Genomic DNA, 12,010 nt, shown 5'->3' on the forward strand with positions numbered 1-12,010 from the left:
CGCCCGGCGGCGCCGGCCGGGACCGGCCGAAGAGCCGCATGCCCGGTCCGGCTGGCCGCAAGGGCGCGCGGCCCGGCCGCGCGGCCGCCGGCCGCCGCCCCTTGACAGCTGGTGCGGAACACGCGGGGCCGTGTCATCCCGGTCACGCCGCTGTCACGTCACGCTGGCAATTATGCGGTGAAAGGCCAAACGGGCTGCAACAGGGGCTCGCGGCCGGAAAGGAGTCGCTCATGTATGGAAAGCGACATCTGCTGCTAGGGCCAGCACTGCTGGCTACGCTCGCCTTGTCCCCAGTGGCATCACACGCCTCCGGCACACCCAGCTCAGCGCAGGTGACGACTACAACGGCCATCAACATCCTTCCGAAGGCGCCATCGTTGACACCAAAGGACGACGACGATGACCGCCGTAGCGAAAAGAAGAGGCGCGAAAGCTCCCAGTACTACTCCGGGTATGCAAACGGACTGGCACGAGGACTCCGCGACGGCCACAAAGACTGCGGCAAGAAGCCCAGATTCGCGAGGAAGAGCGGGGACTACAACAGGGGGTGGGCGGACGGATATATGACGGGATACACCCGCTACTGCGGCTAGGTCCGGCCGTACCCCTCCATCGAGGGCCGGTTCACCCGCAGGCGCATGTGGGGGAGAGTAGGCACCGGCGGCTAGCGCTGCCAGGCGAGCTCGCAGAGCGGTCGCGCCTGGCGCGCGCGGCCGCCGGTGTCGGGGGAGGCCTGCGGCCGCGGGCCGCCGCCCTTGATGACCTACTAGAACAATTCGGCAACGTACATGTGGCGGTGGGCTCGGCCATCGATCCTGAGCCCAGCGGAGGGGTGCAATAGGGGGTATGGCAGTTAGATCTCCCCGTGTGCCGCCGCGTGCGGTCATCGCCTCCGCCGCTACCGCCCGCGCCCGGCGGGCCGCTCGCACCGCGCCCCCGGCTCCGCAGAGCGCCCCGGGAGTTTCGCCACGCCGCCGATTATGGTGGCCGCTTCCGTTCCTTGTGGTGATCGCGGTCGCCGTCTGGGCCGCCTACACGCTGAACATCCCCGGCTGGGCTCGCTGGACGCTGGCCGGCGCCGCCCTAGCCATCGTCACCGGCCTGGCAATCGCCGTCCTGGTCGGTCCCGCCGCCCGGCGCCTGGCAGGCCAGCCTGCTCCCCTCACCGCGACCGACCTTGAAGAACTGACCGCAAGCGAACGCCTGGAAGCCGTCAACGCCGCCCGCCACACCCTCATCCAGGCCGCCACCGGCCTGGTCGTCATCGGCGGCGTCGTGTTCACCGCCCTCGGTCTGTGGTACACCGCCCGCACTGTGGAAACCGCCCAGGAAAGCCAGCTCACCGACCGCTACACCAAAGCCGTCGAGCAACTCGGCTCACCCAAACCGGACGTGCGACTGGGCGGCATTTACGCCCTGCAACGCCTGGCCGCCGATTCCCCCCGCGACACCATCACCATCGGCAACGTTCTGGCGGCCTACGTCCGCAACCACGACACCTGCACAACCAACGCCCCGCAGACCAACCTCCCCAAACAATGCACCACCCACAACGTCAAAACCTCCCAGGACACCCCCCTCGCCAGACCCGGCACTGACGTACTCGCGGCCCTTAGCATCGCCCTCGCCCTGACACCCCGCGCACCCGATGGCAGGCCAACCAGCCTCACTGACTTCACCCAAGTGCGTTTCCCGTACACAGACCTGACCGGCGTGAACCTGACAAACGCGGACCTGACCGGCGCGGACTTGACGGGCGCGAACCTGAGCCACGCGAACCTCACTCACGCAGACTTATCCGATGCGAACCTGACTAACGTGTACTCGTTCAGGGCGGACCTGCCCGGTGTGAGTCTGGCCGACACGGACTTGACCGGCGCGACCCTACTCGCCGTGAACCTGACCGACGCGACTCTGGTAGGCGCGAACCTCAGGGGCGCGGACCTGGGGGTTGCGAACCTGACCCGCGCGTACGTGGGCGCCGCGAACCTGACCCGCGCGACCCTGAACGACGCGGACCTGACCGACGCGGATCTGACCGATGCGAAGCTGGCCGGTGCCGACCTGCGACATACGACTGGGATGACCGAGAAACAGGTACGGGCGGTGGCCAAGGTCGACGCGACAACGAAGTTTTAAGGCCTACTTACGGCAACGAGCACACGCGTGCCGTTTTTCAAATAGACCCGCCAGGGCGGCGGCCGCATCGCGGCCGCCCTTGAAGACGTAAAGATAATTCTCATTGGATCTTGGTCGGGGGTCGTGGACGTGGGCCCGTGGATCGAGATGCATGGGTACATCGCGGGTCTGGCTCGTCTTTCGGCAATGGCGGCCGCTGTTGCCCTGGTGCTCGCCGGCAGTGGCCTGTCGCCATGGGTCACGGCTCGTACCAGGCCTCGAACTCGGGCACCGGATCGTCGTCGCCGAGCGGCTCGGTGTCGGCGTCGACCACGGGGGCCGGCCGTTGCTCCTCGCGCTGGCGTCCGCGTCGTCGGCGTCGGGTGCGGCGGCCGCGGGCGTTCTGGGAGATGGCCCAAAACTCCGTCACCGTCTCATCCAGCAGGTTCCAGGACTGGCGGGCGCGCGCCGAGATTTCGGCAACTTTGGCGCGCAGCTGCTCACCGCCGTCGACCTTGGCGAGTTCCTTGAGCATGTTGACGAAGGCGTGCAGGCGGTGCTCCATGCGGAACAGCCGGTGCACGGCCGCGCGGGTGTCGGGCGGGAACTCCTCGCGGGCGGCCGACAGCGCCGCGTCGGCCACGAACGCTGCCATGGTGAGGTTCTCGGCCGCGGCCGCGATCTCGGCGTACTCGCCAGCCGACAGCCGCAGATTCACCCGGGCCGTGCGGTGCCCCTCGTCGCGATCCCGCGCCCGTCGATGCGGCCCCTCAAATCTCGCCACCGCCGCCCCTCTCGACCGTTTGGGGTACCCAATGCACTAACTTGCTCCGCTGCCAAGACGTACCAGCCGAGAAGCCTGCCGGGGCGCAAGTCGGATTTACGACATAACTTGCTACACGGCACGGGCCGTGTTGAGCGACGAAAACCCCGCCTCGGCGGGCCGGGGCGGGGTCGGAGATTCGATCTGTAGTCCGGTCACCCGCCTGGTCGGTTGGCGGCGATCCACTCGGTCCATTCCCGGCTGTGGGTCACCCGGATGTAGTCCTCGAGTTCGGCCGGCGGTAGCGACTCGTCGTAGAGCGCGGCGCGGATCTCCTCATCGTCGCCGCAGCACTGCTCACACCCTTCGATGTGGGTGACCATGTCGCGGATCTGGGCGGGGGTGTAGGCGGTCACGTCATGCTCCTTTGGCGGCGCGGGCCGGGCTCGCCGGCCGGGCCCATCGCTCGTGGGCGGACTGGCGGGTGATGCCGACCGCTTCACCGATGTCGGCCCAGGAGTGGCCGGCCTCGCGTGCGGCGTGCACGGCGTCGGTCAGCCGCACCTGAGCGGCGGCGGCCTCCTGGGCGTGCTCGCGGACGGCCGCCAGCTCCTCGGCCGGGAGATGCCGGCGCCACTCGTTGCCGATGGCGTTCTCGACGTCGGCCGGGGCGTCGGCGTACTGGTCGAGGTCGGGCCACCAGATCCGGCGATCGGTGGTGTCGTGCTCCTGGGCGGAGTCGACCCGCTGCCACAGCGGGCCGCGCCAGCCGCACTCGCACATCCCGCGCCAGCCGATCGCCTCGCGGCCGTCGACCACCTCCGGAGGCGCCAGCCGCTGGGCGGGCAGCCGCCCCGGGCCCGGGCCGAACGCGCGCACCAGCGCGCCACCCTCGCCGAGCCCCACCGAGAACCGGTTCCCGGGAAACTCCGTGGCGGCCCACCCCTCGTGCACGCCGTCCTCGTTGGTCCAGGACATGACCCTCCCTCCACAACGTCAGGGTTCCCTGACACATGGAGGGTGACAGGGAACCCTGACACTCGCAAGCGGAACGGCGGAATCGCTTCACCGTCGGCGACGCCCTCGTGCCCGCCCGCGCGCGGTAGAGGCGTCGCGAAAGTCGCAAAACTGCGGAAGCCGGCGGCCGCGCGCCCGCGCTTAGAGCTGTCTCGAAAGTCCCGAAAATGCCGTCCCGCGCGGGCACGCGGTAGTGCCTCACGAAACCCACGAAACCTTGGTCAGCGAGGGGCGTTACGGCAGTTTCGTCAGAAGGTCACGCGCGGGCGTGGTCCGACGGGGTGAGCTTGGCGGGGTCGACGCCGGCGGCGGTGGCGGCGCGGCGCAGCGCGATGGTCATCCGCCGGCACGCGGGCGCACTTCGGGGCGGCGCCTGCGCCGACGTTGAACAGATCGAACTGCCCTGGGCGCGGCGTCGCTGCGGTGTTCCCCGGAATTCACGCGGTCCGTACGGGTCTCCTCTACAGGGAGTAAATCCGTGTTTCGCCAGCATCGCCACAGAGGAAGTTCACACCTGCGCCTTCTTGTGAATTTCTGCACGCTTTCTTGTCCGTTCCTGCACGGAGAGCGCGGATGGGCCAGGGCGGTGGCCTCGCCGGTGTCCGGCGCCTGGTGGTCGACGAACGCGGCCATCGGGTGGAACCCGAAGGTTTCGACGCGTCGCGGCCGACCAGCCGTACTACTCGGGCAACACCCCGACTCCGGCGATCGGCACGCGAGTTCCTCACCGGCAATGCGCCGGCCATGGCTTCATAAGGCTCAGCCGAAGTATGCTAATGCAGTGGACTGGAATGGAAGGCTGGCGATGAGGAGCGGCACTTAAACCCATAGAGGCATGACCGTTATCGTGGCCAGGACGAGGGATAACTGGTGATGAGTGTCAAGGGGATACGGACGGGAAGTTACGCGCCCCGAGATGAGTTCGCCCGCTGGCTCGAGCTGACCCAGCGCTCACATTTTCCTTCGCGGGTCACCTGTGATGATCCAGCCAATTTCCGCGCCTCAGCCCACGTGCTGGATATCGGTACGGCCCAGGTGTCCACATTGGCCCATCCGACCGTGGACGTTCACCGAACCGCCAAGATGGTCCGGCAGTCCGATCCAGAGGTATACCATTTGCATCTGGTCACGAGCGGATGTGGCCGCGTGGCTCAAGCCGGCCGGGAAACCGTTTTCAAAACGGGTGAATTCGTGATGCTGGACTCATCGCGAGTCTTCGAAGGCCGACGGTCTGCGACGACCGCTGGCCAGACCAGGGCGGTGGTGGCGCAAGTACCCAAGGCGGCTCTGGGCCTGCGCTTCCCCATGGACCAGCTGGTCGCGGCGACCTTCTCCTCCCGGCAGGGGATGGCAGCCGTGCTGGCCGCCCATTTACTGACCGTGATGGATCACACGCAGCAATACACCGCCGCCGACCGCGTCGCGTTGGGCGAGGTCACGCTGGATCTGATCGCCGCTACCTGCGCCCACCACCTGGACATCGCACAGCACCTGTCACCCGAAGCACGCCGACGAGCTCTGTTGGCACAGATCCACCGGTTCATCCAGCTACACCTGCCCGATTCCAGCCTGAACGCCGAACTCATCGCCGCAGCCCACCACATCTCCACTCGCCAGCTCTACAACCTTTTTCAGAGCCACGGCTCGGGCATGAGCGTCATGGCCTACATCCGTCACGCCCGCCTGGAACGCTGCTACCGCGACCTGGCCGACCCGAACCTGCGATCGCACACCATCCACACCATCGCCGCCCGCTGGGGCCTGCCTGACAGCGCCCAGTTCAGCAAGCTCTTCAGTGCCGCCTACGGTCTGTCGCCCCGCGAGTACCGCCATCAGGCGGCACCAGGGACTGTACGGTTTGGACCGCACCGGGTTTGATAGAGCCACGAGGACGCGGTGACGCAACAGGCGCGACGCGGGCCCGGCGGGCACGCTCGTCCAGGCGGGCCTCGGCCTCAAGGTTGTGCTCCCGCAGGCTGGCCGGAATCTCCTGCCACTCCAATTGGAGGTCGTCACCGGGCCCCAACGGCGCAGTTTTCTGGAGTAGGACGGCCGTCTCATCGTCGATGACGCCGAGCATCGCCTCGACCTGGTTGTGCGGCCCGTGCTGGGGGTCGGTGACCCTGTAGAAGTTCTCCTCCACGCAGGTGTCTCGCAGGCCACGTAGCTTGTCGAGTCCGTTCCTGGTGTCCAGGACGCGGACGCGTTTGCCGTCCGGGCTCCATGCCCGCAGGTAGGACTGGGGCACGTAGTGGTGTCGGCGCGACACGCAGTCACGCTTGGCCGCCACCTCCGCAACCCGGGCCATGTATGCCTGCACGTGCGGATCGACACTTTGGCCGTCCGCCGTCATCGTCACCCCACCGCAGGGGTTGGGCACGCTGCTAATGAGCTTCCACGCCATGACGCGTTCGTTTCCTTTCCCGCTCAGTGCTGCGGTCCGCCGGCGAGGATGGCCGCCATCCGGTAAGCGGCGTGGCCGTCGAGTTTGCGGCGGCCGCGGTTGTAGCGCTGGGTGGTGACCGGGGAGGCGTGGCCGAGCATCTCCTGGACATCGGCGATCGGCACGCCGGCGTCCAGCAGCGCGGTGGCGGCGGTGGCCCGGGCGGTGTGCGGAGTCAGCCGGGCGGGGTCGACGCCGGCGGCGGTGGCGGCGCGGCGCAACGCGGTGGTCATCCGCCACCGGTCGAAGGGTCGGCCATCGGTCCGAGTGAACAGCGGCTCGCCCGGGCCGCGGTCGGCCAGGAGCGGGTCCAGCAGGGCGCGGACTCGGGGCGGGATGGGCAGGTGGTCGGTCTTGCCGCCCTTGCGGCGGAACAGGATGACGGTGTGCCCGGCGTCGGTGGTGACCGAGCCGACGGTGAGCGCGACCAGCTCGCCGACGCGCACGGCGCAGACGGCCAGCAGCGCGACGGCCGCGGCGTCGACCGGATACCGGGTGGCGATGGCTTCGGCGCCGTCGACCAGGGCGGTCTGTTCAGTGACGGTGCGGGCCGGGGTGGTGCCGATCGCGGAGACCTCAGGGCGGTCGACGACGTCGGCGGGGTTGGTGGCCAGGACGCGGCGGCGCACGGCGTAGGCGTACAGGCTGGAGGCGTTGGACAGCCGCCGGGCCACGGTGGACGGCGCGAGCGGCCGACCGGGGCGGGACAGGCCGGCGCGGGCGATGCCGGTGGCGATGGTGTCGCGGTAGTGCGTCAGGTGGTCCTCGGTCACCGCCAGCAGCCCGACACCGGGCGCCTCGGCCTCCAGCCACCGGGCGAGCGCGGCGGTGTCGGCCAGGCGGGCCTGGCGGGTGGTGACGGCCTTGGACGCGCGCAGCCACGCCGCGACCGTCGACCACACCGCGCCCGGCAGCGCGTCGATGATGTCCACGTCGGCGCCGGGCACCTCCCCGCCGTCCCCGCGGGTCCGGCGCGGCCGCAGACCGGGAATGTCGCCGACGCTGGCCACCATCGGCGCCGGCAGCGCGAGCGCGCCCGCCCCAGCGGCGGCCGCCGAGGACGGGACGGGAGCGGTGGCGGGGCGGTGGACGGCGGTCGGGATGATCTCGGTCACGCCCGCGAGGATCTCACATAATCAGCATTGTGTGAGAGAAAATCCGGGCCGGGAACCGACTCGGAACGACACCCGCCGACAGGCTCAGGGAGCCGGCGCGGGACCGCCTCTTGCCCGGTCGCCCCCGACGCTCATGGGACCGGACAGCGACATCCACAGGCAGCAGCCGGTCGCCGGAGATCTCACGCCGGGCCAGCGCCGTGGCCCAAAGACCCCCCGCCGCCACCTCCAACCAGTCGGCCCGGCATGTCCGAACTTGGGCAAAGTCTGGCGCATCAGTATCCCCTGAGGTTCCTCCGAGCACGCCCGGCGCGCGAGGCTGGAGATGGGTTCTGCCTTCCGGATCGGACTTGCATAAAGAGCGCGGCGAGAAGCGGTGCAGGGCGCCGGGCCGCGCGAGGACCTCAAAGGGAGTGAGGAGCATGCCCCTCACCAATTCACGCACGCGGAGATGGCGAATCGTCCTGGCTGAGGGGCTGCTGGTGGTACTCCTGCCCCTGGTAGTGGTGGTAGCAGCGTGGGCTCCGTTGGCCTGGTACCCGCTCATCGTCACGGTCATGGGCGTATTAGTGGCGGTCGTACACCTCTCAGCGGCAGCTGTACACCGTCTGTACAGGTGGGCTTTCAGCGGCATCGATCCTCCCGTCGATGGCGACGCCGTCTCGCAGGCCGAGCAGCCCACGCCGGCACTGGGGGTGGCCGCGCCGAATCAGGCGGAACTGGATGCCCTACCGGTCGAAAAGCGGCTGGAACTGCTGGAACTGAACCGTCAGCGGGAGGACCGCGATCGTGACCGGCGAGACGCCGAGTTGGATCGGTGCCGGCAGTCTCGTCACCAGCGGCTCAACAGCATCGGCATCCTGGCCGGTGTGCTGTTCACCGGCGGCAGCCTGATCGTTACCGCTCTGACGTTCATGACCGGCCAAGAAGAGTTGCGCACCGCCCGCGAAGGACAGATCACCGACCGGTACACCAAGGCCGCCGAACAGCTCGGCTCTACCAAACCCGAAGTCCGCACCGCCGCGATCTACGCCCTTGAACGCATCACCACCGACTCAGCCCGCGACACCCTCACCATTCGCGACGTGCTCGCCGCGTACGTCCGCGAGCACGACCCCGCGCCCACCATCAAGGACGACGAACTCCCCCAGCAGCCCGATACCGACGTCGCCGCCGCCCTCACCATCCTGGCCCGCCGCCCTATCGACACCGTCGCAATCCGCGGGGAGTATGCCCCCGCCGCGCCCCCGAGTCTTGACCTGCACGGCATCCGCATCAGGGGCGCATCCTTCCCCTTATTCGCACACCTGTACGAGGCGAACCTGGCCGGCTCGAACCTGAACGGCTCGTACCTAACCCGCGCGAATCTGAACTTCGCGAACCTAAACCGTGCGAACCTAAACGGCGCGAACCTAAACAACGCGTCCATGCTGAGAGCGGACCTGACCCGCGCGGACCTGATCGGCGCGGACCTGCGCGACGCGAGCCTGCTCGAGGCGAACCTGACCGGCGCGAACCTGACTCACGCGAACCTGGCTCACGCAGACCTGACCGACGCGGACCTGCGCGGGATGGTGGGCGTTTCTGAGGCAGAGGTTCGCAAGGTGGCGAAGGTCAATGCGCATACCCGGTTCGGGGCAGCACCAGCCGACTGAAGATCACACTGGCCCGACGCTAGCCAACAGCGACCGAGATCGACGGCGGCGGCCCGACGGCCACCGCGTTGCTCGACGACAAGGTCGCCGACGCCGAGATCCGCGCCGCACGTCGACGCCGGGACCAGGAAACGCGCTTGGGAAGCTTCGCAACCAAGAACAGCCTCAGCTCCCTGTAATCAAGATCCATCTCAGCGCCAACGGCTGTCCGCCGGTTCCTCGCCCCCGTCATCGCACGGACCCGAGCGGAGGGCCTCCTACGGGAACTGCTTCTCCTCGCGGCCGATGTCGTCGATCGGGCCGAGGATCGTCCAGCCGGGTCCCAGGGGGCAGGTGGAGCGGAAGCCGCGGGCGTCCGCGTACTCCTCGGCCTCCTCCGCGGTGTCCTCAGGGGCGCGCATGATCGTGTAGCGCGGGGGGTCCTCGTGGTAGAAGCGGTAGAACGTGCGGCCCTCGTCCTTGGGCTGGTAGAGGATCACGCTGACGCCCCAGAGGGCGTCGTACACCTTCTGGTCGCGCGGGAGCGTCGTCGTGCACGTGTCGGAGGGGCGGCCGGGCTCGCGGACGCAGGTCCGGTACCGGCTCCAGCCGATGCGTTCGGCGCGGGGATGTTCCGCGATCAGCTCCCACATTCGGGCGTCGGCCCGGGCGAAGGCATCCTCGCGGCGGTCGTACTCCTGCTGCAGCCGGTTGAAGCGCTGCTCGTCGAAGCCGCTGCCGAAGTGGGCTTCCAGGCCCGCGAGGACGGCGACTCGCCAGGCCAGGTACCCGGCCGTCACGACGAGCAGCGTGACGACCAGGACCCGGCCTGGCGAGCGCTTGTGGGGCATCAGGTCGGCGAGGTCAGAACGTGCCGCTGATGGGGATCTCGATGTCCGCCTGCGCGATCGGCGGGGGGTACTTCCCGTCGAGCCGGTCATAGCGCTGGAGCGTAAACCCGTCGATCAAGCCGTACTCCGTGATCTCGTCGTCCGGGTCGAGACCGAAGTGGTCGTAGGAATGGTGTACGGGTGACGCAGCTCGCACCGGAGGTCGGGGCAGATGCCTGCGAGCCACTCGAACCACGATTACGCAGAGCTACCTTGCCCCTGGTGACGGCGACCCGAGCGCCGGGCCTGGTGGTTCGGTTGCTGCTCAACCCCCGCAGCCCGCCGAGTTGTGTCGCGCCTTAGGTGGCGCGGCCTGTGAAGGCGACGAGGCGGTCCATCACAGGTGCATTTCCGCTGATCGGGATCGCGGGGTCAAAGCCAACGCGCTCGCGCGGCCAGGACCCGGGCGCGGTGAACAGCTGCAGCCGGAACGTCGCCGGTGGCTGGCCGGCTGGTCGACTGCGAACATGTGATCATCGACCTGCGGTGGAACTCATAGTGTCTGAATAGGAAAAAGCGCAGACCAAGAGGAAGACAGCGACAGAATAATGCTCTAAAGGCTAGAAGAATATTCTAGGGTTCAGGTGATTAGCCGATACCCTGCATAGAACGGGCCTCCTACCTGCTGAGCTTGCTGGCTGCTGGTAGGAGGCCCGGCGCCCTACATCAGGCGCTGGAACTAACCACGGGGGTCCCAGAAGAACCAGGCCAGCCAGGTGATGACCCTGACGGCCGACGCCAGGTACAGGCGGGCCTCCCGGTAACGATGGTCGTCCCAATCCTCAGGACGGGCGTGCTTACCCAACTTGTCCCCTCCTTCCTCGCCGGTCCATCCGGCGACGGCGAGCCGGACGGCTATAGGCGGAGAAGGCGAGCGTCGGCAGTACCCCCATCCATTAGGAAATGGTCCCGCACATCACCAGGAGTCTGGGTGCGCTCCGATCGCCCAGGGTTAGGATCCCCCGCCCCAGGTAGGCTTCTTTCCCCTACAACGCGGCGGGTCGTGTCTGGCCACGGGCGGCGCAGCCTTCGGCGGGTCCAGGTCAGGTGGCCGCCCCCTGGGGGCCATCGCTCGTTTCACGTCCGGATGGACGGCGACCGGCTGGCTACCCTGTCGGGATGCAAATCCGTAGCCAGGTCCTCAGACTGATGGCCACCCCGCATGCCGACAGCCGCTTTCACGCCGCCTACCTGCCCCAGTCCATTGCGGCGGCCACCGGCTGCCGGCCGCACGAAGCGTGGGAAGCGTTATGGGGTTTGCTCGCCGATGGCCTGATCTATCTGGATCCCGAACGTCAACCGGCCAGTGACAACTGGCGATGGAAACTGTCGGAGCGAGGTCGCAGGGCGGTCGAGGGCGGGCCGTGGGAGCCTTACGACCCCGAAGGCTACCTACGCCGACTGCGCCGCCAGGTGCCGGACCTGCATCCCATCGCTTACCAGTACATGCAGGAGGCTTTGCAGTCGTTCAATGCGGGCTGCTACCTGGCCTGTTCGGTGATGCTCGGCGTCGCCGCAGAGCAGGTTTTCATCAGAGTGGCCGAGGCCATGGTCGCCGCGCTGGGCGACTCGGCCGAGAAGCTGCGCAAGGAACTGGACAACCCCAAGAGCTCCCAGAACGCACGCTTCCAAGCACTGCGCGCCCGTCTTGAGCCACTGCGGAACACGCTGCCGGACGATCTGGGCGACAACCTGACGATGGACGCGGTGGCCGACCTACTCAGGGTCACCCGCAATGAGGCCGGCCATCCCCGTGGGCGAGCCGTCGACGAGGACACCGCCTACACTCACCTGCAACTGGCCGCCCGTTACCTGGGAAAGATGACGGCGCTTGCTGAGCACTTCACCCGGCAGGTTGCTGCACGATCCACCGCCGCTGGGACCTGAGCAACGGCTCCGTCCCCAGAAGGTGCCATGCCGAGAGCCCCGCGGCCAGGGGGTCGCGACAGCCTCGGCAGACCCGACGAAAGATCACTGTTCAAGATCGCCACCAGCATCCGCCGCAGGGTCTTCTCGCGCAGCGAGAGCCG

Annotated in this window: 11 protein-coding genes; 4 read left to right on the forward strand and 7 right to left on the reverse strand. The window is 68.2% G+C overall.

Features of this window, described 5'->3' with window-relative positions; all coding sequences use genetic code 11:
- The first annotated feature begins 1,005 nt into the window (after positions 1-1,005).
- The gene (locus ABZU32_RS35560; RefSeq protein ID WP_354929665.1) at positions 1,006-2,139 is read left to right on the forward strand and encodes a pentapeptide repeat-containing protein; all 1,134 of its coding nucleotides are present in this window, start codon (positions 1,006-1,008) and stop codon (positions 2,137-2,139) included.
- 238 nt (positions 2,140-2,377) lie between these two features.
- Here ABZU32_RS35560 and ABZU32_RS35565 read toward each other — a convergent pair whose 3' ends face one another.
- From ABZU32_RS35565 to ABZU32_RS35575, 3 genes are all read right to left on the reverse strand, one after another.
- Positions 2,378-2,902, reverse strand: a complete 525-nt coding sequence (locus tag ABZU32_RS35565) for a hypothetical protein (protein WP_354929667.1) — start codon at positions 2,900-2,902, stop codon at positions 2,378-2,380.
- Between the two features lie 194 nt (positions 2,903-3,096).
- Positions 3,097-3,297: a hypothetical protein gene (locus ABZU32_RS35570; RefSeq protein ID WP_354929670.1), complete on the reverse strand. Its 201-nt coding sequence runs from the start codon at positions 3,295-3,297 to the stop codon at positions 3,097-3,099.
- 1 nt (position 3,298) lies between these two features.
- Positions 3,299-3,859 (reverse strand): hypothetical protein, encoded by a 561-nt coding sequence (locus ABZU32_RS35575; protein WP_354929673.1) that lies wholly within the window; start codon positions 3,857-3,859, stop codon positions 3,299-3,301.
- Between the two features lie 912 nt (positions 3,860-4,771).
- Between ABZU32_RS35575 and ABZU32_RS35580 the strand changes: the two genes are divergently transcribed.
- Complete coding sequence (locus ABZU32_RS35580; RefSeq protein WP_354929825.1) at positions 4,772-5,776, forward strand: helix-turn-helix domain-containing protein; 1,005 nt, start codon at positions 4,772-4,774, stop codon at positions 5,774-5,776.
- Here ABZU32_RS35580 and ABZU32_RS35585 read toward each other — a convergent pair.
- The gene (locus ABZU32_RS35585) at positions 5,691-6,302 is read right to left on the reverse strand and encodes a DUF4238 domain-containing protein (RefSeq protein ID WP_354929676.1); all 612 of its coding nucleotides are present in this window, start codon (positions 6,300-6,302) and stop codon (positions 5,691-5,693) included. The two genes, ABZU32_RS35580 and ABZU32_RS35585, sit on opposite strands and share 86 nt — an antisense overlap.
- A gap of 23 nt (positions 6,303-6,325) precedes the next feature.
- The gene (locus tag ABZU32_RS35590) at positions 6,326-7,456 is read right to left on the reverse strand and encodes a tyrosine-type recombinase/integrase (RefSeq protein WP_354929679.1); all 1,131 of its coding nucleotides are present in this window, start codon (positions 7,454-7,456) and stop codon (positions 6,326-6,328) included.
- A gap of 422 nt (positions 7,457-7,878) precedes the next feature.
- Here ABZU32_RS35590 and ABZU32_RS35595 point away from each other — a divergent pair, with 422 nt between their 5' ends.
- Positions 7,879-9,111, forward strand: coding sequence for a pentapeptide repeat-containing protein (locus tag ABZU32_RS35595; protein WP_354929682.1), 1,233 nt, complete (start codon positions 7,879-7,881; stop codon positions 9,109-9,111).
- Between the two features lie 257 nt (positions 9,112-9,368).
- On the opposite strand, the gene ABZU32_RS35600 is transcribed toward ABZU32_RS35595, so the two are convergent.
- Entirely contained in the window at positions 9,369-9,941 is a 573-nt protein-coding gene (locus ABZU32_RS35600; RefSeq protein ID WP_354929685.1) for a hypothetical protein, read from the reverse strand.
- A gap of 718 nt (positions 9,942-10,659) precedes the next feature.
- Positions 10,660-10,785 carry a hypothetical protein gene (locus ABZU32_RS35605; RefSeq protein WP_354929688.1) on the reverse strand — a complete coding sequence of 42 codons (126 nt, stop codon included), beginning with the start codon at positions 10,783-10,785 and terminating at the stop codon, positions 10,660-10,662.
- Between the two features lie 314 nt (positions 10,786-11,099).
- Between ABZU32_RS35605 and ABZU32_RS35610 the strand changes: the two genes are divergently transcribed.
- Positions 11,100-11,867 (forward strand): hypothetical protein, encoded by a 768-nt coding sequence (locus tag ABZU32_RS35610; protein WP_354929691.1) that lies wholly within the window; start codon positions 11,100-11,102, stop codon positions 11,865-11,867.
- The last annotated feature ends 143 nt before the right edge of the window (positions 11,868-12,010 follow it).

Origin of the sequence: Sphaerisporangium sp. NPDC005288 (assembly GCF_040607475.1) — a bacterium.
Taxonomy (GTDB): domain Bacteria; phylum Actinomycetota; class Actinomycetes; order Streptosporangiales; family Streptosporangiaceae; genus Sphaerisporangium; species Sphaerisporangium rhizosphaerae.

Bases quoted from the DNA above. Each gene is read 5' to 3' on its own strand.
- ABZU32_RS35600 (WP_354929685.1), bottom strand. From the start codon at position 9,941: ATGCCCCACAAGCGCTCGCCAGGCCGGGTCCTGGTCGTCACGCTGCTC.
- ABZU32_RS35610 (WP_354929691.1), top strand. From the start codon at position 11,100: ATGCAAATCCGTAGCCAGGTCCTCAGACTGATGGCCACCCCGCATGCC.
- ABZU32_RS35575 (WP_354929673.1), bottom strand. From the start codon at position 3,859: ATGTCCTGGACCAACGAGGACGGCGTGCACGAGGGGTGGGCCGCCACG.
- ABZU32_RS35595 (WP_354929682.1), top strand. From the start codon at position 7,879: ATGCCCCTCACCAATTCACGCACGCGGAGATGGCGAATCGTCCTGGCT.
- ABZU32_RS35585 (WP_354929676.1), bottom strand. From the start codon at position 6,302: ATGGCGTGGAAGCTCATTAGCAGCGTGCCCAACCCCTGCGGTGGGGTG.
- ABZU32_RS35580 (WP_354929825.1), top strand. From the start codon at position 4,772: ATGAGTGTCAAGGGGATACGGACGGGAAGTTACGCGCCCCGAGATGAG.